We start from the raw sequence: 23725 nt of genomic DNA, 5'->3' as shown, positions 1-23725 counted from the left end.
AATATGCAAATTAAATTTTCCATTTATCGTTACAATCCTGAAATGAGTAAAAATGCCTACATGAAACATTATACACTTAATTTATTATACGTGAAAAATATGACGTTATTAGATGCCTTAATTAAATTGAAAGAACAAGATTCAACTCTAACATTTCGTCGTTCTTGTAGAGAAGGGGTATGCGGTTCAGATGGCATGAATATAAATGGTGTAAACAACCTAGCATGTATTACTTCATTAAAAAGATTATATGATAGTAATCATCAGAATGCAATTGTAATACGTCCATTATCTGGATTTCCAATAATTCGTGATTTAGTAGTAGACATGAGTCAATTCTTTCTTCAATATGAAAGAATACAACCGTTTTTAATTAATAACCACTCTGACCAACAATCTCAGTTACTTCATGAACATTTACAATCTCCAGAAGAACGCTCTAAATTAGATGGATCTTATGAATGTATATTATGTGCATGTTGCTCCAGTTCTTGCCCTTCCTTTTGGTGGAATCCAGATAAATTTATTGGTCCCGCTGGATTATTGACTTTATATCGTTTTTTAATGGATAGTCGTGATACTAATGATAAAGAACGATTACAACTCTTAAAAGATTCTTTTAGTATTTTTCGTTGTCATAATATTATGAATTGCGTTAATGTATGTCCTAAAAAACTAAATCCAGCTAAAGCTATAGGTCATATTAAACGAATATTAGCAAAAAACTTAATTGGTATACATAACATTTAAGAGAACGACAATCATTATTTGATCGTACTTTACAATAAATAATGCGCAATAACACTTCAAACGAAGTGCTATATATATCTATGTATGATTACAGTATCTGATAAAATCAAAAATCAATTACTTATAATATAGTAAAATACTTTATTAAACTAATTACTTAACATTAAGTATTAAAAAATAAATGTAATAAATAAAATACAAGGATTTTAATATGTATAATGACACACTGAAAAATTGGTTAAATTCTTCTTATTTATCAAAAAATAATCAATCTTACATAGAACAAATTTATAAGGATTTTTTAAAAAATCCTGATTCCATAGATTCTAGTTGGATTAAAGTTTTTAAACAATTATCTATTGAAAAAAATTATGAAGATCAATCTTCTGATAATCTAAAAAACAACACATATTCTCAATTAAAACACAACATTGCACCTCTTGATACAGACGTACATATCAAGATCTGCGATAATATTACTTATATACGAATATTGCAATTAATAAATTCTTTCAGAATATATGGGCACCAATGCGCTACATTAGATCCTTTACAATTACGAAAAAATGAATACAAAAACTATCTGTTAGACTTAGAGAGTTATAATGCTGTTTTACAAAATATTCATAAAAAATTCGATATGACCCATTTCGGAATAAATAAAGAATCAATGACCTTGTCAGAAATATATGAATTTCTTAAACAAACTTATTGCGGGCCCATAGGTATTGAATACATGCATATTCTTGATATAAATACAACGCGGTGGATTCAGAATTACTTTGAATCTACAGCGGGAGTATTTAACTTTCATTCCGAAGAGAAAAAACAATTCCTTGAAGAAATTATTGCGGCAGAAGGAATAGAACGTTATTTAGGAACAAAATTTCCAGGAGTTAAAAGATTTTCATTAGAAGGGGGCGATGTTTTAATCCCTATGCTAAAAGAAATTATACGTCATTCCGTTTGCCATCATAACATCAAAGAAATATTCTTAGGAATGGCTCACCGTGGCCGTTTAAACGTATTAATTAATATTTTAGGTAAAAATCCTCAAGATCTATTTAACGAATTTTCTAATAAACACCATACTATTCGCGGTAGTGGCGACGTCAAATATCATCAAGGGTTTTATTCAGATATTACAATTAATGGAGAAGTCGTACATTTATCTTTATCATGCAATCCTTCTCATCTGGAGATTGTGAGCCCAGTAGTCATGGGATGCGCTCGAGCTCGGATTGATCAATTGATTCTTGAAGCAACTGATCACGATAAAAAAGACCATAATATAGTACTTCCAGTCACAATACATGGAGACGCAGCAATTAGCGCTCAAGGTATTGTTCAAGAAACTTTTAACATGTCTAAAACTCATGCTTATGATGTAGGAGGTGCACTGCATATCATTATTAATAATCAAATAGGATTTACAACATCAAATATCCATGACATTCGTTCTACTCAACATTGCACAGATATCGCAAAAATGATACAAGCTCCTATATTCCATGTTAACGCAGATAATGTAGATGCAGTCGTTTATGTTACTCGCGCCGCATTAAGTTTTCGCAATACATTTAAACGCGATGTAATAATTGATTTAGTATGTTACCGTAGACACGGACACAATGAAGCTGACGAACCAAGTGTGACTCAACCTATTATGTATAAAAAAATTCGTAATCATCCAACGGTACTAAATATTTATTCTGATTTTTTAAACAAAAATGGAATTATTAGTGCAAATGAAAGTTCTAAAATGATTAATACATATCGTGAAAAATTAGAAAAAGAACATTGTGTTCTGCATCAATGGATGCCAGTGCATATTCGTACTTCTTTACATACAAATAGATTACATAATAACAAAAATATTCTGAATTCTAATAAAATAAACACCCAATACTTAAAAAATTTAGCCTATCGTATCAACGATATTCCATCAAGTATCGCTATGCATTCTAGAGTAAAAAAAATTTATGATGAAAGAATAGAGATGGCTTTAGGTAATAGATTGTTTGATTGGGGATCAGCAGAAGTTCTAGCATACGCTACTTTGCTAGATCAAGGAATTTCTATTCGTTTATCTGGAGAAGACGCCGCTCGAGGAACTTTTTTTCATAGACATTCTGTAATACATGATCAAAATGATGGTACAAAATACATCCCTTTAACACACTTGATTAATACAGACAATAAAAAAGGGTCTTTTTTTATATGGAATTCAGTATTATCCGAAGAAGCATCTTTAGCTTTTGAATACGGTTATTCCAGTTTAGCACATAATATGTTAGTCATTTGGGAAGCACAATTTGGAGATTTTTCTAACGGAGCGCAAATTGTTATCGATCAATTCATTAGTTCTGGTGAACAAAAATGGGGGCAATTATGCGGTTTAGTGATGCTTTTACCTCACGGATATGAAGGACAAGGCCCGGAACATTCTTCTGCTCGTATAGAACGATATTTACAATTGTGTGCTGAATATAATCTACACATCTGTATACCTTCCACCCCAGACCAAATGTACCATATATTACTTCAACACGCAACATGCGATATTAATTTAAAAAAACCACTGATTATTATATCCCCAAAATCTCTACTGAGACATCCCATGGTAACTACTTCATTAAAAAATTTAGTATATGGATCATTTAAAACGGTCTTTAACGAAATTGATAATAATATCATTTCAAATAAAATCAATCGTGTGATAATATGCTCTGGAAAAGTATATTATGACCTATTGAGTCAACGACGTAAAAATAAACAATATAATATAGCCATTATTCGCATTGAACAACTATATCCTTTTCCTTATACAAATATACAGGCTATTTTCGATTCTTATTTGAATGTACAAGATTTTGCTTGGTGTCAAGAAGAACCTAAAAATCAAGGGGCTTGGTATTACATACAAGATTGTCTACATAACATAATGCCTTCAAATATTACATTAAATTATATAGGACGTCCTGATTCCGCTGCACCTGCAGTAGGATATTTTTCAGTGCATCAACAACAACAAAAAAAATTAATTGATGATGCATTAAATCTAAATTAATTTTTTTTAAAAAGGATAAAAAATGAGTAATATTGACATTTTGGTTCCCAATTTACCCGAATCAGTTGCAGACGCTACTGTTGCTGTTTGGCATAAAAAACCAGGAGATACAGTTCAACAAGATGATATTTTGTTGGAAATTGAAACAGATAAAATTATGCTAGAAGTTCCTGCTCCAAATACAGGAGTATTAGAATCAATTTTAGAACAAGAAGGATCAACAGTAACATCCGGACAAATTTTAGGACGTTTAAATATCGATCATCTTTTTTTTCAAAAAGATACAAAAAAAATATTTCAAGATCAAAAATCTACTACTTCCGTTACATTTCAGGAAGATATTATAGCTCAAAACAACGAAAATCATAACATTTTAACTCCGTCGATTCGAAAACTAATAGCAGAACATAATTTACATCCAAAAAATATTCAAGGCACTGGAATCAAAGGACGTCTAACTCGTCAAGATATAGAAGCACATATTCGTTCCGAAAAAAAAATACATTATACTGACCAAAAAAATAATAAAAATATTACGCATGATTATGATTATGATGACATAAAAAATACGCACAACGATCGCAAAGAAACACGTATTTTAATGAATCGCTTACGAAAAAAAATATCAGAACGCTTACTATCTGTAACTAATACTACAGCTATGTTAACTACTTTTAATGAAGTGAACATGCAACCTATCATAAAATTGAGAAAGAAATATGGAGAATTATTTGAAAAACGTTATGGCATTAAATTAGGCATCATGTCTTTTTATGTAAAAGCAGTTTTAGAGGGATTGAAACATTTTCCCGAAATTAATGCATCCATTGATGGAGAAGAAATAGTATATTATCACTATTTTGATATAAGCATTGCAGTATCTACAGTACGTGGTTTAATTACCCCAGTACTACGAGATATTGATACATTAAGCATGTCCGATATAGAGAAAAATATCAAATATTTAGCTGAAAAAGGAAGGGACGGAAAACTAACAATTGAAGAATTAAGTGGAGGTAATTTTACCATTACTAATGGCGGAGTTTTTGGGTCATTAATGTCTACTCCTATTATCAACCCTCCCCAAAGTGCAATTCTTGGTATGCATGCAATAAAAGACCGACCCATAGCTCAAGATGGACAAGTAGCAATATTGCCTATGATGTATTTAGCCTTATCATACGATCATAGATTGATAGATGGAAAAGATTCGATAAAATTTCTAGTATACATCAAAGAGTTATTAGAAGATCCAACGCGCTTATTTTTAGAAATATAATAATATTATACATAAATACATTTTATATTCTTATATTTTGTAATCAATTAGCACCATTACTATTAACTAAATTATTATTTTAATTTAAACATCACAATACATACGATCACATACTATGAACTTATATGAATATCAAGCAAAAAAACTAATGGTAAAATACAATTTACCTATTTTAAAAGGTTTTGTATATGGTACCATAAATGATATAGAGCATGCTATTGTAGCAAATAGCATAGGTAGTGGCCCATGGGTAGTAAAATGTCAAATACAAGCAGGAGGACGCGGGAAATCAGGTGGAGTGTGTATCGTACACTCCTCAAAAAAATTATTATCATTTTCTAATAAATGGATTGGAAATAGATTGGTAACATATCAAACTGACGATATCGGAGAATTAGTGTGTTCTGTTTTAATAGAACCAGCTGTGAAGATTATTCATGAACTTTATTTAAGCGTATCAATTGATAGAGATGCATCCCAAATAATATGCATGGCTTCTACGCAAGGTGGAGTAAACGTTGAAATGACAGAAAAAACAACATCTAATCTCATTCACAAAATTATCATAAATCCTTCAGTTGGAATATATCCTTATCAAGGACGAATATTAGCATGTAAATTAGGATTATCTGGATCCAAAATAAATCAATTCTCCAGAATTATTGTCAGCACAACAAATATGCTTATTGAAAATGACCTAACGTTAATTGAAATTAATCCGTTAGCTATTACTGATGATGATCATTTTTGTTGTTTAGATGCTAAAGTAATTATAGATCAAAATGCTATATTCAGACAATCAAATTTATTAAACACATGCACGATCAATAAACCAGATAATACACTGAATTTTAATTATATTCCCTTAGAGGGAAATATTGGGTGTATGGTCAATGGTGCTGGATTAGCGATGGCTACTATGGATGTAATCAAATCAATGGGTGGGATTCCTGCCAACTTTTTAGATATTGGAGGAGGTGCTAATAAAGAATGCATAATATCAGCTTTTAATATGATTTTAAAAAATACTAAAGTATTAGCGATACTTGTAAATATTTTTGGAGGAATTGTATGTTGTGACCTAGTTGCTGAATGTATCTTAACTGCATTATCTAAACATACTTCAAAATACATCCCTATCATAGCTCGATTGGAAGGAAATAATTCTACATTAGGTTCTAATCGATTAATCAATAGCAAACTCAATATTTTTGTTACGAATAATTTAATTCATGCAATTCAAAAAATTGTAACCGCGGTGAACTTAAAAAATGTCCATTTTAATTAACAAAGATACAAAAATAATTTGTCAAGGATTTACTGGTAAGCACGCCAGTTTTCATTGTCAACAAGCATTAAACTATGGTACTAAAATAATAGGCGGAGTTACTCCAGGGAAAGGAGGCAACATCCATCTTGGATTACCCATATTTAACACTGTTGATCAGGCAATAAATAACACTAACGCAACAACCTCTATTATTTATGTACCCGCTCCTTTCTGTAAGGATGCAATTTTAGAATCAATTGATGCTGGTATTAAACTAATTGTTTGTATTACCGAAGGAATTCCAATATTGGACATGTTATTAATAAAACAACAATTAAAAAAATATAACACATGTACGATGATTGGACCAAATTGTCCAGGAATTATTACTCCAGGCCAATGTAAACTTGGCATCATGCCAAGTGACATCCATAACCCAGGATGCATAGGAATTGTATCTAGATCAGGTACTTTAACATATGAAGTAGTAAAACAAATCACTGATCTTGGATTAGGTCAGTCTACGTGTGTCGGTATTGGTGGCGATCCAATACTTGGATCTGATTTTATTGATATATTATCATTATTTGAACAAGACCCTCAAACATCATTAATGGTAATGATTGGTGAAATAGGAGGTAGATCTGAAGAAAAAGCAGCAACATATATTAATAAATATATTAAAAAACCAGTGGTTGCATATATTGCTGGTACCACGGCTCCTAAAGGGAAACGTATGGGGCATGCAGGAGCCATTATTTCTGGAATTGGCAGCACTGCTTATGAAAAATACGAAATACTGTCTAAATCAGGAGTACATATTGTAGATAACTTTATTAAAATTGGTCAATTCATTAAATCCATTAATAAACAACAATAAACATTACATATCAAAACACATATACACAGGTATACTATACTATAATATTGATAACTACAATAACCTACATCATAATAATAACAAGGTCCAACATGATTAATGTTGTTGTATTGTGTTCAAACTGATAATATGATCATTTTTATTTTTGTCTTATTTCATTTTTAGATAAAATTAAGTAACATTATTATTATAATATATTTTTTAAAACTACATATTATTTTAAATAAACTATTTTTGTAAGAATCACTGTACAACTATTATCTCTATACAATTAGATTAATCTTAAGAATTACATTGTTTTTGTAATATAAATATTATTTATCGTGACTACATTATACACTTTATATATAAAGTATAACTTAAACTAATTAATATGAATATTTTTGACTTACTTTCAGACACCAATATTTTAGTGCAAATTAGTATATTCGTATTAATTGGATTTTCCGTTTTATCTTGGAGTATTATCTTTCATCGTATCTTCGTATTAAATTCAGCACGGAGAAAATTAAAAGTATTTGAAAACGAATTTTGGTCTGGAATAGATTTATCTAGTTTATATCAAAAATCCGTAGCTCGTCGTAATAAATTAAATGGAATTGAACAAGTTTTTTACGTAGGTTTTAAAGAATTTTCTAAGTTATATCAAACAAAACATTGTGTACCTGAAACAATAATATCTAGAACACTGGATAACATGCATACTGCAACAAATATAGAACTAAAATCATTAGAAGATTATATTCCATTAATAGGTACAATCGGGTCTATCAGCCCATATCTTGGTTTATTTGGAACCGTATTAGGAATTATACACGTTTTTATAGAATTAGGTAAAACAACGACTAACAATGTTGCTACTCAGATGATTCATATACAAATGATTGCGCCAGGTATTGCTGAATCATTAATTTCTACAGCAATTGGCTTGTTCGTAGCTATTCCATCGGTTATGGCATTTAATTATTTAACCACACAAATAAACAATATGGATCAAGACTATAACAATTTTATAGAAGAATTTATTACGATTCTATATCATCAGATTTTTTTTAATATTGATTCTGTACTCAGCAAGGAAAATCAATATGAAGAGAAGACGTATAAGAAACACGATCAAATCTGATATTAATATCATACCATTTTTAGATATATTACTAGTCCTTTTAATGATCTTTATGTTAATACCGTCTAAATTGATACAAAGTTTTGAAGTAAATCTTCCAAATAGTGAAGTAATATCAAATATTATTAATGATGAAAAACTTATAATTACTATTGAAATTTTAGGTATGGGATTTTATAATCTTTCCATTAGCAACAAACATGTAGGAAAAATGAGTTTAGATCAGATTGCATCAAAAATAAGTCACCAAACACACACCATTCCTAATATAACATGTTTGATAGCTGCTTCTAAAACTGTAGAATACAATGAAATAATTAAAGTATTAAATTTATTAAATCACATCGGTATACATTCAATTGGAATGATAACAAATCCTTCTATTTAAATGCATACGACACTCTTACATAATTTGGATGATAATTATTAAATTTGTTTAATAGATATTACAAAAAATTTAGATTCGCAGTTATGATATCAATCATTGTACATGTGATCGTTTCTTTATTGCTATATAAACACATAATAAAAAAACAACAACAATACATTAATAAAATAACTGATAACAAACATTCGATTAATGCCTTTATTCAAAACTCTAATCCCAAAAAAGAAAATAACAATAATATACAAGATCAAACAGATCGATTCAAAATAACAGAAACACAGCGTCCATTAGCAGGGACGACATTGTCCAACCCCCCTGCTAAAAAGAAAAACCAAAATACTATAGAAAAAAAATTATTAATACATGACGAATTAAATTATCATCCATCTCATGAGTCTAATGAACTCGATAACCTACTAAATGCATTAATTAACCAAGAAAAATCTACAAAAAAAAATAACAAAACATCCACATTAAACATAACAACAAAAAAAAACAATAACGAAAATAACATTTCACATGAGATTATTAAAAATAATGAAATTAATACATATAAATGTATGATCAGCGAATCAATACAAAAAAAATTTTATAACTCCTCTCATTATACTGGTAAACAATGCAACCTACATATCCAATTAGCACCTGACGGCACGTTATTATCAGTCACCGCTATATCTGGAGATTACGAGTTATGCCAAGCTGCAATTATTGCTGCTAAATTAGCAAAAATTCCTAAACCCCCAAATCTAGGTATTTACGAAATATTTAAAAATACAATATTAAATTTTTCTCCTCAATAAACAAAATATTTACACATTTATAAAATAATAATAATATATATGGTCTTTTAAATAACCTATGTTTAATTATAAAATTTCCATGTATTTAATAACTAAGAAGACTCATAAACTATCAAATTGGCTACAAAAAATATCCTTATCAATAATGTTAATCACATTTGTATGGAAACCTTCACTTCTTGCAGATATGCATATTGAAATTACATGCGGAGTAAATACAGCGCACCCCATTGCTGTAATACCATTTACATATATTAATAATCAATATCATAAATCAATGTCAATTGAAAATATAGCATCGATAATAGCAGCTGATTTACGCAATAGTAGCAAATTCAATACCATTCCCGTAGAATATTTACCACATAAACCTACCAAAGTATCTGATGTGATCCCAACCTTTTGGGAAAAATTAGGAATCAATATAATTGTATTAGGAACAGTACATATAAACTATGATGAAAACTATATTATTTCATATCATTTAGTAGATACTTCTAGTAACCCTGCGTTAATAATATTAGAAAATCAATATTCAGTAGAAAAAAAATGGCTACGCTATGTAGCTCACGCTATCAGCAATGAAATTTTTGAAAAGTTAACCGGTATAAAAGGTGTGTTTTGTACACGTATTGCTTATATTTTACGTATTTATAATGATAAATATCCCTATGAGTTATATGTTTCTGATTACGATGGTCATAATCCAATTTCAATCTGTCGGTCCACAGAACCATTAATGTCTCCAGCTTGGTCTCCAGATGGAAAAAAAATTGCTTATGTTACTTTTTCATCCGGCCATTCAGAGCTTGTTGTTCAAGCATTAAACACCGGTTTAGTTAATAGTATTATTAGTTTTCCAAATCATAATGGCGCCCCTTCTTTTTCTCCCGATAGCAAAAAAATAGCTTTTTCTTTGTCTAAAACAGGCAGTTTAAATTTATACATTATGGATTTAGAATCCGGAGAAGTTAAACAATTAACCAAGAATAGAAATAATAATACTGAACCTAGTTGGTTTCCAGATAATCAAAATATAGCTTATACTTCGGATCAAGGAGGTAAACCACAAATATACAAAATTAATATTAAAACTACTGAAATTCAAAGATTATCTTGGCTACATACTAGTAATCAAAATCCAAGTGTTAGTTCAGATGGAACATTTTTAATAATGGTTAATAGACATCAAGGCAAACAAAATATTGCTAAATTGAATTTATTAACTGGACAAGAAGAAATACTAACAGATACACTGTTGGCTGACACTCCTAGTATTGCTCCCAACAATACCATGGTAGTATACAGTAATATTAATAAAGATCTAACAATAACAACATCTCATTTAGAATTAATCTCTGTTGATGGGCATTTTAAAGCTCATATACAAAAAAATCAAGGAGATATAAGATTTCCAACTTGGTCCCCATTACATTTAGAATAAGATACATAACTAATTTTCATTGCAGTCAACATTTAAAATAATAAATAAATGGATATATAAATGAAATCGAACATTTTTTTTAAACAACTAATATTTGGACTAAGCATGAGCATACTGATGATTGCATGTTCTTCATTATCATCTAAATACGACGATACTACTACTATTCATAATCAAGAAAAAATTGAATTGAATCGTTTTAAACATGCTAATGCGCAAAATAATAAAGCGATTGATGATCAAATACAGTTAAAAAACCAAGAATTAAAGTCCAACAATGTTATTTATTTTCCTTTAGATCAATATGATATTCCTTCTCAGTTTTTTTACTCGTTAAATATCCATGCTAATTTTTTATATAATAATCCATTACAGTATATGACAATTGAAGGTCATGCCGATGAACGTGGTACTCCAGAGTACAATATTGCATTAGGTGAACGTCGAGCTAACTCTGTCAAATCATACCTACAAAGTAAAGGTGTATTATCTGAGCAAATGTTAACTGTATCTTATGGTAAAGAAAAACCAGCTGTATTAGGACAAAACGAAGAAGCTTACTCTAAAAATAGACGTGCTGTATTAAAATATAAATAATATTCATATGTTTAAATTGATACTATTGCTACATAAATTATATATATTCATTATGATAATCATATATTGCAATATCGCAAATAATAATATCGTATACGCTAAAGATATAAATAATAAGATAGATACTAATCAACGCATTAATCAATTACACCAGATATACGATGCACACAGCCAATGCTTAATTCAGATGCAACAACAGTTATCTGAAAATCAACGAGATATTGATATTCTACGTGGGAATATTCAAGATATACAGCATCATATATTAGAAATTATAAATAATCAACCAAAAGCATCATCTCAACACACCAGTAATATTTCAAATAAACACAACAATACATCATACTATTCTAATACCAATACTTCTGGTAAATTATCCAGTAACTCAAACATTCAAAAAACCCAAAAAATAGATAATGCAATAATAATAGATATAGAAACTGCATATAAACAAGCAGTATCATTAGTATTGGAAAAAAAACAATACAATAAAGCAATAGAGGCTTTCCAAAATTTTATAAAAAGTCATCCAGATTCAATTTATCAATCAAATTCACATTATTGGTTAGGACAGCTTTATTATAATAAAGGTAACAAAAATGATGCTGCTCATCATTTTGCTTTAGTCGTAAAAAATTATCCTAAATCATTGAAAGCATCAGATGCATTATTAAAATGTGGTATTATCATGCAAGAAACAGAACAAAAAGAAAAAGCTAAGACAATATATAAACAAGTAGGAAAATTATATCCTAATAGCAACGCAGCAAAACAAGCTCAAAAACGTTTGATGCACTTATCATTATAGTAATAAGTAACAAATTATTGTTTAAAATCAATTTTTACCTTTCACGCATGAAAAAATATAAGATAATTTAAATCTACTTTAATGTTAATGCTGATCAACACACAATTTTGATCTCCAAAATAATAAAAGTAAAAAGCTTATAAACTACGATACCAATGATGTAAATCAAAATACCGCTATTTAATTAAATATCGTAATGATAATGATCGTTAATTTTATTTATTCTTAATGCATGTCTTACCTTATATTATTTTAGATAAAAGTTAAAAATATATAGCAACTAAAAATCTATCTTCAATAGAAGATATAATCTAAATGTAATTTTATCTACGTTTAGTATTCAAAAAATTTAACTAATCCATATTGCAGATAAAAACATATATTTATGGGGTACGAGTAAACTCATGTTTCCATAATAAAATGAAAAAATGAATTAAAATAAATAAATGCTCTTTTTTAAAAAAAATATCCGCACATTTAAGAAGATTCGTCAAAAATTGTAGATTTAATTACTCAAAATGAATATTTCCGATAATCATATAATTAAAAATAACCACAAGTAATTATAACGATTTTTATAAAAAAATCTATCTTACATTATTTGTCTTTATCACTATAAGACACTTTACTTGAAAAACAAATATATTATAAATTTTTTCAGATTATTAGCTAAACAACTGACAACATAAACATAAGAAAAACAAGAAGAAACAAATCTTATAATTATTACTACTATGAATAATAATACAGAAAAATCAAAAATTTATTATTTTAATTTTTATAATGATAATTTGTGCTGTCTTCTTAACACAAATGATATCAATACACAGATGCATTCATACAAATTACTACTTAATCTATGTACGTAAAAATTATATTTATAAAAATTGTCCTCATACAAACATCACTGTATAAAAAAGATACATAATATTATTATATATACTTATTCACAATGCAATGTCACAACATTAACCCACATAGGACCTTGTCCTGATGAATAACGAGATAACGTAGTTAATTTTCCATTGTATAAATCAATATTGTATAAAGAGATATAATTTGATTTTTGACCTGCAGCCACCAAAAACTTTCCTTGACAATCGATGGCGAAACCACGCGGCTGTTCCTCAGTTCGTTGGTAACCAACAAATTTTATTTTTTTTGTATTTTTAGATATCTTCAGACAACTAATAATATTAACAGCTCTATCAGAACAATACAACCAACGTCCATCAGGAGTAATATGTATATCAGATGCCCAACACCGATTAATGCTAATATTTTTAGGAATTATATTTAATGTTTGAATAATTGTTGGAGTGTTGTGAACATTATCATATTTGATAACATCAACAGTACTTGCTAATTCATTAATGACATATGCGTAACAATCAAAACTATAAAACGTCATATGACGCGGACCACAACCAATATTAGTTTTAATAGTACACGGATCATATGGCGTTAACATTCCACATGAATTTATGCTAAATAATCTAATAGCGTGCTCCTGTAAACAAGGTACCCAAAGTAATTTTTTGAATTTATCTATATTTGAAGAATGACAACCTAATAAACCTCCTACAATTTGTACAGGACAACTCAGCATTCCTGACATACTTATAGGGATCACGCTTACCGTATGATCCCTATAAGATGTGCAATACAAACATGTACCCGTGTTGTCTGTAACCAAATGAGTGGGGCTACTGAAGATCTCTATGGTTCCATATTCCGTTAACAACCCCATCTGATTTATACGATAAATAATAATTCCAAAATTAGGACGTATGCCAACATATAAAAATCGTTTATTAGGATGCACAGCCATAGGCTGCACGCGCCCAGGAGTATACATTACCTGCATTAATTCTAATACCCCACGAATATTATCTAATTTCCAAACATAAATTTGTTGACTTTCCGGGCTAGCCACATAAACGATTTGCATCGTACGCTTATTCATTTTATAATAGTGCTAAATACAAGTTAAAAAAAATCATACCGTATATGGCCCTCCAGTATGAGACTATAAATCTATATTAATTTTTAAATAATTCATAAAATTATCACTTTTAAATTACATTAGAACAAAAATATTATTTATAATATGCATATATTAACAAATTTCATTTTATTTCAATATTGTATATTACATAATTAAATAGCTAATCTAAAACAAGCAGTATATAATGTATTCTGTATGTTCGTAAATAAAATTAAGGAACAAATTATGAATATAACTAAACTAGTCTTAATAAGACATGGAGAAAGTCAATGGAATAAAGAAAATCGATTTACTGGCTGGGTTGATGTAGACTTATCAGATAAAGGACGTGCCGAAGCGCAATACGCTGGTAAAATTTTAGAAAAAAACAGATTTTTTTTTAATTACGGGTATACTTCAGTATTAAAACGAGCCATTCATACTTTATGGATTATACTAGATCAATTAAATCAAGCATGGCTACCAATAGAGAAATCTTGGCGACTAAATGAACGTCATTATGGGGCACTGCAGGGATTAAATAAAGATGAAGCTATAAAGAAACATGGTTACGAAACCATTCAAAAATGGCGACGCAGTTTTCATATCGTTCCTCCAAGGATTTGTGAAAATAGCCAATTCATTGCAACAAATGACCATCGTTATGCTAACCTCAGCGCTGATGAACTACCCAGCAGCGAAAGTTTAGAACTAACCCTACAGAGAGTAATCCCTTTTTGGGATCAATCTATAATACCTTATATTAAACAAAAAAAAAACATTATTATCGTTGCCCATGGCAATTCTATACGAGCTATAATAAAATTTCTTAATCACTTAAATGAATCGGAAATATTTCAAATTAATATACCAACAGGTGTTCCTTTAATATATGAATTCGACAAGGACGCATATCCCATTCAACATTATTATTTAAAATAATATTCAAATAATAAATAATATTGTTTAGTTAACACTTTGATAAATCAAATGCATGATTATGTTATGCTTATTTTGAATTTTACACTTATTCTAAAAATGATGTTATGAAACATTTTGTTGATCACATGATTTGCTTACGATATAATGCAAAAAAGTTTTCTTATTTCAACTATTTTTTAAGGTGATGAGTATGGATCGATTTCCCCGTTTTCAAAACGCAGTATCAGAACGAGTTAATAACGCAATACAACCATATATATTACAAGTGTTCGGGTGGATGTCTTGTGGATTATTGTTAACAGCCTTTGTTGCTTGGTATGCTTCTCGAACTCCAGCAATACTTCAATTGTTATTTTCTAATCAAATAATGTTTTTTAGCTTGATTATCGGTCAACTAGCGTTAGTATTTGTTTTATCTGGTATGGTAACGCGATTAAGCGGTTCTTTAGCGACTACCTTATTTATGTTGTATTCAATGTTAACAGGGTTAACCTTATCCAGTGTATTTATATTATATACTACATCCTCCATATCTAGCGCATTTGTTGTAACATCCGGTATGTTCGGCGCAATGACATTATATGGGTATACCACTAAACGAGATTTAAGCAGTTTTGGCAATTTATTATTTATGGCTCTAATTGGTATAGTACTAGCTTCAATAGTTAATGTATGGTTGAAAAATACAGCTTTAATGTGGCTTGTTACATATGTTGGTGTTATTATATTCGTTGGTTTAACTGCTTATGACACTCAAAAACTAAAATCTATAGGAGCATCTTTATCTATAGATAATCAAGATCAATTTCGCAAATACTCGATTATAGGAGCGCTAACTTTATATTTAGATTTCATCAATCTATTTTTAATGATAGTTCGCATTTTTGGAAATCGCCGTTAACAATAAACAGCTAACAGTTACAGAAGATAAATGGCTCGGCCTATTGTTTTCTGTAGAAAAAACAATAGGCCGAGCCATTTATCTTCTGTAACTGTTAGCTGTTTATTGTTAACACTGTCATTAAATATGACAACACAACAATACACAATGCACACTAAATTTTAAACAAAAATTCCAATATATCCCCATCCTCCACACAATAGTCTTTACCTGAATAATATATTTTACCAACTTTCTTGACACCTAATTCCCCATTATAAAAAATAAAATCATTGAACTTAATAATTTTAACACGAATAAAACCCTTTTTAAAATCACTATGTACTTTGTTAGCTGCTTCTAATGCAGTCATTCCAATCATATATATCCAAGCACATGTCATATGTAAATTAATAGTAAAAAAAGTACGTAAATTTAATACAGAAAAAATAGCACTAACTGTATCATACAATATGTCTGTTTGCTGTTTTCTAATTGTTGTAACACAATCATCTCTATTTTTTAATAAAGATAACATTGAACGACATGAAATTAATGGCATTGCATCATGAGATGTAAGTGCAATCAATTGATTTAAATAAATATTATTCGTAACAGATTTTTCATCAATATTAGCAAAATAAACAATTGGTTTAATAGTTAAAAAATTAAATTTTTCAACATTCGTTCTTTCTACCTTAGAAAAACATACTTTCCTCAAAAGAACCCCGTCATACAAATAATCCAAACATTTTTTCAATACAAACAACTGTTGTTCAACATCTGCATTAATAAATTTATATTTTTTTTGTAATGTACAAATACTTTTTTCGCATTGCATAATATCAAATAATATAAGCTCGGTATTAACAATACCCACATCTCTATGAGGATCTATATCATTAAAAACATGAACAATTTGATTGTCATCAAAACAACGTACCACATGACACAATACTTTTGCCGAGCGAACATAATTTAAAATTTTGCTACCCATCCCAATGCCTTGAGCAGCCCCTTTTATTAAACCAGCAATGTCTACAAATTTAATCTTACCATGTACTGTTTCATTTGATGAAACAATATCCATCAATTGATATATACGCGAATCAGGTATCTGCACCACAGATATATTGGGATGAATAGTACAAAAAGGGAAATTAGCTATTTTAGCTGGCGCATTAGTCAATATCCTGAATAAAGTAGACTTACCTACATTCGGTAATCCGATAATACCACAATCAATTTGCATAAAATTTTAAACAATCAAAATATGTATCAAAATTCAATTTTATAAGCATATTTTTATAATTAAATTTAATATTTTTAATTAATATTTCCTTAAGACATTAGACTTATAAGTATGTAGTTGATTCATAACTTTAACAAATTTTTTATTAACTATATCTTCGGTATGTAATATCGCTTCATTAATTACATAGTTAATCCTACGTTTCTCATAAACAGTTGGTTTATTTAACACAAAATCAATGACTTCACTTTTGTCACCAGGATGACCTATGCCAATGCGTAAACGATAAAAATCATATTTATTATGAAGTTTAACAATAACATCCTGTAAACCACGATGACTGTTATTAATATTTTTACCTAATTTAATACGCATTACACCAGGCGGTAGATTCAGATCATCATGTGCAACCAAAATTTCTTGTGGACATAACTGATAAAAATCAACACATTTAGATACTGAAAATCCATTATTATTCATATACGAATCTGGTATTAATAAATTTACAATGTTGGTTTCTAATTTTAACTGCCCAATATATCCACACAACGTAGTATTCTTACTTAATATTACTTTATATCTGTTCGCCAAAGATTGAACATATCTGGAACCAAAATTGTGCCTAGTATTAAAATAACTCGTTTCAAAATTTCCTAATCCAGCAATAAGCTTAATAGTCATTATTATACACACCATCATACAATTTTATGAATTTCAAATTTAATTAACACTAATTTTGATGTTACAAATATATTTTTATTGTTACCTAACACACACTAAAAACCATTTAGTATTTTCAACATACATACCTTAATACTATATACTAAACATTCTAATTATTAGAATGATCATAAACGATTGACATGAAGAAAAATATAATATTTTCATATATATTAACATTTTTAAATATACAAATATGATCCTATTAATGCTCAAACATAGCAGAAATTGATTCCTCATTGCTAATACGTCGAATCGTCTCAGCAAGCATACCAGATAAAGTTAACACACGTACATTAGGTAAAGATTTTATTTTTGGTTTTAATGGAATAGTATCACACACTATGATTTCATCAATCATAGAATGTTGAATATTCTCGTAAGCGTCTCCAGAAAAAATTGGATGAGTAATGTATGCAAACACTCGGTGAGCTCCTCTTTCTTTTAAAACATCTGCAGCTTTACATAAAGTTCCTCCAGTATCGATCATATCATCTACTAATATACAGTCTCTATTACATACATCTCCAATAATATGCATAACTTGAGAAATATTAGCACGAGATCTTCGTTTATCTATAATCGCCATATCAGTATCATTAAGTAATTTTGCAATAGCACGAGCACGTATTACCCCCCCAATATCCGGGGATACTACAATAGGATTATTAAAATTTTGCCGCATCATATCTTCCAACAAAATTGGACTCCCGAAAACATTATCTACTGGGACATCAAAAAAACCTTGTATTTGTTCAGCATGCAAATCTACCGTTAAAATACGATCTACTCCTACATTAGACAAAAAATTTGCTACAACTCTAGAAGTAATAGGTACTCTGGCAGATCGCACTCTTCGATCTTGACGAGCGTACCCAAAATAAGGAATTACAGCAGTAATTCTAGCGGCTGATGCTCGTTTTAATGCATCAACCATAACAATCAATTCCATTAAGTTATCATTTGTTGGAGCACAAGTTGATTGAATAATAAATACATCTCCTCCACGCACATTCTCATTAATTTGAACACTTACTTCACCATCACTAAAACGACCAACAGAGGCCTTACCGAGATTAATGTATAATCTATTAGCAATACGTTGAGCTAATTCTGGAATAGCATTTCCAGTAAAAAGTTTCATATTTTAAAAAATCTCATAATTTTATATTTGCTAATACTATTAAACATTTACATAGATAATAATGATGACGCTGATAAGAATTTATTAAAATAAAAAATTGTTAATACTATAATATAGTATGTTTCAATAATTCTTTATGTAATGGAGATAGATTTATTCCTCGTGTTACAATACTATTAATCCATGATGGCAAATAACTTTGAACTTGATAAGCAAGATATTCGGTCCTAAATTCAGAAAAAATACAAGAACCTGTTCCTGTAAGTTGTGCCGATGCAAATTGCGATAAATACTTAAAACACGTTTTTATTTCAGGAAATATTTTTTTTATAATTTCCTCAAAATCATTATGAAACGAAATAGATAATAATTCTCTCATTGATCGATATGGAGAATAACGATGATGCTCCAATTCATACATTTGAAAACCCCACGAAGTACTAATGCGAACCGACGGTACGATAATGAGGTACCATTTTCTAGGCACAAAAATTGGAGTTAATATATTACCAATACCTTCAGCAAATGCAGAATACCCACATAAAAAAACTGGCACATCAGCTCCTAGTATCAAACCTAAATGCATTAAATCATTTTTGTTCAAATAACAGTGCCATTGTTGATTAAGTACCAACAATACAGTTGCCGCATTAGAAGAAGCGCCTCCTAAACCAGAGCCAACAGGCAATACTTTATCAATAAAAATATCTGCTCCAAATACTGGTTTTTTATCTGGCCAACAATAATTTTGTAATAATTTTGCCGCTCGTATAATTAAATTATCACGAAATATTACATTATCCATAATTCCAAATAATCTAATTCTACCATCATTTGTCACAATTATTTTGATCGTATCACCATACTCAATGAATTGAAATAATGTCTGTAAGTAATGATAACCATCTATGCGACGTCCAGTTACATATAAAAACAAATTAAGTTTTCCTGGAGAAGACCATTGATAATTCATCGTATATTCCAGTGATTAATTACTAACTTAATATGATGTTGATCATAACATGCTTCCAAAACTTTAGGCAAAGTTGGTATATTATTAGAATAATAATTACGATAATATATAGATATATTTTTATCATCATGACAACAATTTATATAAGACAGACAACCGGTAGAATTCAACTTATATTCCACATTATTACCGGGCAATCCAAGAATCCATTGTTGCGATTGTTTCAAAAAATAACTGAAATCTACAATCCATTTATAGATTTCATTTTTAAAATCAGCGTTTTGATAAACTATACCATTTAAAATATAAACAACCCCATTTTCTATAGATATAGAAATTATAGTTAATCCAAAAATATTAAATAATTTCATGCAACAATTATTATTATTGTAAATCCAAGTAAACCTAACATGCACCTTCTTTTTGTGATTAACTGTATAAATAATAGTACCTTGTATTTGATAATGAAATATCCGGGATATTGATTTTTTATGATTGTTCCACATGCACACTAATTTATCTTCATACAAACCAAAATTATGATGATAAACACAAGAAACACAAATAAACATCATTATACCAAACAATCGAAAACACCTATATTGATACATTTAAATATTAAAATTAAAAATCATTATTCAAAATATAAATGTCACTTATTCTACTCACTTTACAATTTATATCTTAAATACAATTATCTATCTGATAGTTAAGATAAATAATATTTGACTCATCTAAATATTTATTAAATTTAATATTTAACATCTTTAGATAAAAAAATACAATTTTTTCTACTTAATTTTTTTAAATTTCAATATTTTCATTTTTACTATTTATTCGAAATATCTATATACATATTAATTTATTACACAAATAATCATTACAGTTAAGTATTTATTAAATTAGTAACAAAATTAAATTTTTTAAATAATTTTAGTTGTATGCACAACTATATCCTTTAATAACTATTAAAAATTTTATTCGATGATAAACATTCATCACTTATAAGTTTATATGTTAAAAAAATAAAAATTAAATTGTTGTATGAATACAAAATATATGATATCATAATCCAGGTGTTAGTGTTTCAATTATATTTATAAACAAACATATATGGTTCTTTTTACTTTTGCATGTAAAAATAGTTAAAATATAATTTATGTCGTACAAAAAAATCAACAATATCATGCAACAGAGTAATATATGTTTAAATTATACCGGTGAATTATTAACCTTATCAATTATTTTCTAAACAATAAAAATCTACTTTTCCTTAAGAAAAATATATATGAATCCTGTTATTGTCAATAAACTAATAGCCTTACAGGAACGTTTTAATATATTAGAAAAATTACTCAATAAACCTAATATTATTAATGACAAAAAACATTTTCGTACCTTATCTAAGGAACATGCTCGACTATCTGAAATAGTTATTCATTTTAAACGTTGGTTGAATATAAAACAAGAAATAACTAATACAAAAAAAATGCTTGACGATATAGATATGCATGATATTGCACAAGACGAACTCAAAACATTCTATTTGAATCAGTATAATCTTGAACAAAACTTAAAAATACTATTATTACCCATCGATCCTAATGATCAGCTAGGTTGTTTTATTGAACTAAGAGCTGGAACCGGTGGAAAAGAAGCAGCAATTTTTGCAGGAGAACTATTTCGAATGTATGCTCGTTATGCAGAAGTGCATCGATGGAAAATGGAAATTATTAATGTTGCTTATGGAGAATGCGGTGGTTACAAAGAAATCATTGCTAAAATTCCTTACAAAGGCGCATATAGTTTCTTAAAATTTGAATCTGGAGGACATCGCGTACAACGAGTACCACATACTGAATCTCAAGGTCGAATTCATACTTCTACCTGCACAATCGCTGTAATTCCAGAAATACCAGATATTGAATTACCGAGTATTGATCCTCATGATTTAAGAATTGATACCTTTCGATCATCAGGTGCAGGAGGACAACATGTAAACACTACAGATTCAGCAATCCGTATTACCCATATACCAAGTGGATTGGTTGTAGAATGCCAGGATGAACGTTCACAACATAAAAACAAAGCCAAAGCCTTATCGGTACTAGGTTCTCGATTACATGCTATTGAAATGAAACGTCGACAACAAGAAGTATCCTGCACCCGACGTAATCTACTAGGTACTGGAGATCGATCTGATCGTATTCGTACATATAATTTTCAACAAGGCCGAATTACTGATCATCGTATTTCTTTTACATCATATAAATTAAATGACATAATGAACGGAGAATTAAATATCTTAATACAACCTATTATCAATCAATATCAATCCGATCAACTTAATAAGTTATTAGAGCTCAAATAATGACATGGGATCAATGGTTACATTGGGCTCATTTAAAACTAAAAAAATCTATAAGCCCAAAAAGAGATGCAGAAATTATTTTAAGTCAAATCACCAAAAAATCTCGTACTCAATTATTAGCATTTGGAGAATCATTACTAAAATATGAGACTATTATTCAGTTAAGATCTTTAATCTATAGAAGAAGCAAAGGAGAACCTATAGCTTACCTTGTTGGTTCAAAAGAATTTTGGTCCTTAAATCTTAAAGTTGCCCCAGGTACATTTATTCCTAGGCCAGATACAGAATGCTTAGTAAGACATGTATTTGATTTATTAAAAGTATCTCACTTAAATGTTTTAGATTTAGGCACTGGAGTAGGCACAATAGCTTTAGCACTTGCATCAGAACGACCCAACTGGAAAATTACAGGAGTAGATTGTCAAAAACAAGCATTATTTCTTGCCCATAGCAATAAACTTTTACTCGATTTTAAAAATGTAAAATTTATATATGGAAATTGGTTTAAATATTTAATAGGGAAAAAATTTAACCTAATTGTTAGTAATCCACCATATATCGACAAAAATGATCCATGTTTACAATCTATCGATATGATTTTTGAACCTCAAAACACATTAGTATCGCAACAAAAAGGCTTAAAAGACTTAACAGTGATTTGCAAATATTCCACTCAACATTTACGCCAAAATGGATGGTTAGTCTTAGAACATGGATGGAATCAAGGAAATTATATACGTACTTTATTTTTAAAATATGGATTTACTCATATTCATACGATACGCGATTATCATCATTATGAGCGCGTCACATACGGAAAATGGAAATCCTATTAACAATATTATATTTTATATTTTAACAAATTGCATATTTAACTGATAAATAATACAAGCTAAATAAATAAATTCAAAAACCAATAAGGATACACCGCAACTTAAATAACCATACAACAGTATTTAAGTATACACAAACCCACAAACTATATTTATACTATAAAAATATTAAATTTATCCAATCTTTTATATTATAATATATTTATTT

General features: G+C 29.0%; 21 protein-coding genes. 15 read left to right on the top strand and 6 right to left on the bottom strand.

All coding sequences use genetic code 11. The annotated features are described in order from the left end of the window. Nucleotides 1-3 precede the first annotated feature (3 nt). The 11 genes from M9409_RS01105 (at nt 4) to ybgF (ending at nt 12415) form a co-directional block, all read left to right on the top strand. Complete coding sequence (locus M9409_RS01105) at nt 4-750, top strand: succinate dehydrogenase iron-sulfur subunit (RefSeq protein WP_250227109.1); 747 nt, start codon at nt 4-6, stop codon at nt 748-750. Nucleotides 751-961: 211 nt separating this feature from the next. Continuing rightward, a complete protein-coding gene (locus M9409_RS01100) occupies nt 962-3820 on the top strand; it encodes a 2-oxoglutarate dehydrogenase E1 component (protein ID WP_250227108.1) in 2859 nt (952 codons plus the stop codon). A 22-nt stretch (nt 3821-3842) separates the two neighbouring features. Next, nucleotides 3843-5099 carry a 2-oxoglutarate dehydrogenase complex dihydrolipoyllysine-residue succinyltransferase gene (gene odhB, locus M9409_RS01095; RefSeq protein ID WP_250227107.1) on the top strand — a complete coding sequence of 419 codons (1257 nt, stop codon included), beginning with the start codon at nt 3843-3845 and terminating at the stop codon, nt 5097-5099. 115 nt (nt 5100-5214) lie between these two features. Beyond that, nucleotides 5215-6387, top strand: coding sequence for an ADP-forming succinate--CoA ligase subunit beta (gene sucC / locus M9409_RS01090; RefSeq protein WP_250227106.1), 1173 nt, complete (start codon nt 5215-5217; stop codon nt 6385-6387). Then, a complete protein-coding gene (gene sucD, locus M9409_RS01085; protein ID WP_250227105.1) occupies nt 6371-7249 on the top strand; it encodes a succinate--CoA ligase subunit alpha in 879 nt (292 codons plus the stop codon). The genes sucC and sucD overlap by 17 nt, the downstream gene beginning before the upstream one ends. 373 nt (nt 7250-7622) lie before the next feature. Continuing rightward, on the top strand, nt 7623-8375 hold the full coding sequence (gene tolQ / locus M9409_RS01080) for a protein TolQ (RefSeq protein WP_250227104.1): 753 nt from the start codon (nt 7623-7625) through the stop codon (nt 8373-8375). 52 nt (nt 8376-8427) lie between these two features. Beyond that, complete coding sequence (locus M9409_RS01075; protein ID WP_250227103.1) at nt 8428-8763, top strand: biopolymer transporter ExbD; 336 nt, start codon at nt 8428-8430, stop codon at nt 8761-8763. Nucleotides 8764-8846: 83 nt separating this feature from the next. Beyond that, the gene (tolA, locus tag M9409_RS01070; RefSeq protein ID WP_250227102.1) at nt 8847-9566 is read left to right on the top strand and encodes a cell envelope integrity protein TolA; all 720 of its coding nucleotides are present in this window, start codon (nt 8847-8849) and stop codon (nt 9564-9566) included. A 145-nt stretch (nt 9567-9711) separates the two neighbouring features. Then, nucleotides 9712-11010: a Tol-Pal system beta propeller repeat protein TolB gene (tolB, locus tag M9409_RS01065; RefSeq protein WP_250227235.1), complete on the top strand. Its 1299-nt coding sequence runs from the start codon at nt 9712-9714 to the stop codon at nt 11008-11010. 60 nt (nt 11011-11070) lie between these two features. Then, a complete protein-coding gene (gene pal, locus M9409_RS01060) occupies nt 11071-11607 on the top strand; it encodes a peptidoglycan-associated lipoprotein Pal (RefSeq protein WP_250227101.1) in 537 nt (178 codons plus the stop codon). A 7-nt stretch (nt 11608-11614) separates the two neighbouring features. Beyond that, nucleotides 11615-12415 carry a tol-pal system protein YbgF gene (gene ybgF, locus M9409_RS01055; RefSeq protein ID WP_420022204.1) on the top strand — a complete coding sequence of 267 codons (801 nt, stop codon included), beginning with the start codon at nt 11615-11617 and terminating at the stop codon, nt 12413-12415. 943 nt (nt 12416-13358) lie between these two features. Here ybgF and pgl read toward each other — a convergent pair. Further along, on the bottom strand, nt 13359-14381 hold the full coding sequence (gene pgl, locus M9409_RS01050; protein ID WP_250227099.1) for a 6-phosphogluconolactonase: 1023 nt from the start codon (nt 14379-14381) through the stop codon (nt 13359-13361). Between the two features lie 267 nt (nt 14382-14648). Between pgl and gpmA the strand changes: the two genes are divergently transcribed. Both gpmA and M9409_RS01040 read left to right on the top strand, forming a co-directional pair. Next, the gene (gene gpmA / locus M9409_RS01045; RefSeq protein ID WP_250227098.1) at nt 14649-15344 is read left to right on the top strand and encodes a 2,3-diphosphoglycerate-dependent phosphoglycerate mutase; all 696 of its coding nucleotides are present in this window, start codon (nt 14649-14651) and stop codon (nt 15342-15344) included. A gap of 190 nt (nt 15345-15534) precedes the next feature. Continuing rightward, nucleotides 15535-16245 (top strand): Bax inhibitor-1/YccA family protein, encoded by a 711-nt coding sequence (locus tag M9409_RS01040; RefSeq protein WP_250227097.1) that lies wholly within the window; start codon nt 15535-15537, stop codon nt 16243-16245. Between the two features lie 154 nt (nt 16246-16399). On the opposite strand, the gene ychF is transcribed toward M9409_RS01040, so the two are convergent. From ychF to lolB, 5 genes are all read right to left on the bottom strand, one after another. Further along, nucleotides 16400-17476: a redox-regulated ATPase YchF gene (gene ychF, locus M9409_RS01035; RefSeq protein WP_250227096.1), complete on the bottom strand. Its 1077-nt coding sequence runs from the start codon at nt 17474-17476 to the stop codon at nt 16400-16402. Nucleotides 17477-17554: 78 nt separating this feature from the next. After that, a complete protein-coding gene (gene pth, locus M9409_RS01030) occupies nt 17555-18157 on the bottom strand; it encodes an aminoacyl-tRNA hydrolase (protein WP_250227095.1) in 603 nt (200 codons plus the stop codon). Nucleotides 18158-18401: 244 nt separating this feature from the next. Then, the gene (locus tag M9409_RS01025; RefSeq protein WP_250227094.1) at nt 18402-19340 is read right to left on the bottom strand and encodes a ribose-phosphate pyrophosphokinase; all 939 of its coding nucleotides are present in this window, start codon (nt 19338-19340) and stop codon (nt 18402-18404) included. Nucleotides 19341-19446: 106 nt separating this feature from the next. Beyond that, entirely contained in the window at nt 19447-20313 is an 867-nt protein-coding gene (gene ispE / locus M9409_RS01020) for a 4-(cytidine 5'-diphospho)-2-C-methyl-D-erythritol kinase (protein ID WP_250227093.1), read from the bottom strand. Beyond that, nucleotides 20310-20819, bottom strand: coding sequence for a lipoprotein insertase outer membrane protein LolB (gene lolB / locus M9409_RS01015; RefSeq protein WP_250227234.1), 510 nt, complete (start codon nt 20817-20819; stop codon nt 20310-20312). The genes ispE and lolB overlap by 4 nt, the downstream gene beginning before the upstream one ends. Before the next feature lie 782 nt (nt 20820-21601). On the opposite strand from lolB, the gene prfA reads away from it, so the two are divergent. Further along, on the top strand, nt 21602-22684 hold the full coding sequence (gene prfA, locus M9409_RS01010) for a peptide chain release factor 1 (RefSeq protein WP_250227092.1): 1083 nt from the start codon (nt 21602-21604) through the stop codon (nt 22682-22684). Beyond that, nucleotides 22684-23520, top strand: a complete 837-nt coding sequence (prmC, locus tag M9409_RS01005; RefSeq protein WP_250227091.1) for a peptide chain release factor N(5)-glutamine methyltransferase — start codon at nt 22684-22686, stop codon at nt 23518-23520. The genes prfA and prmC overlap by 1 nt, the downstream gene beginning before the upstream one ends. Nucleotides 23521-23725 lie beyond the last annotated feature (205 nt).

It is taken from the genome of Blochmannia endosymbiont of Camponotus sp. C-046 (genome assembly GCF_023585865.1).
Lineage (GTDB): Bacteria > Pseudomonadota > Gammaproteobacteria > Enterobacterales > Enterobacteriaceae > Blochmanniella.
Note: the sequence above shows the minus strand (reverse complement) of the source record. Positions and strands in the feature narration are given on the sequence as shown.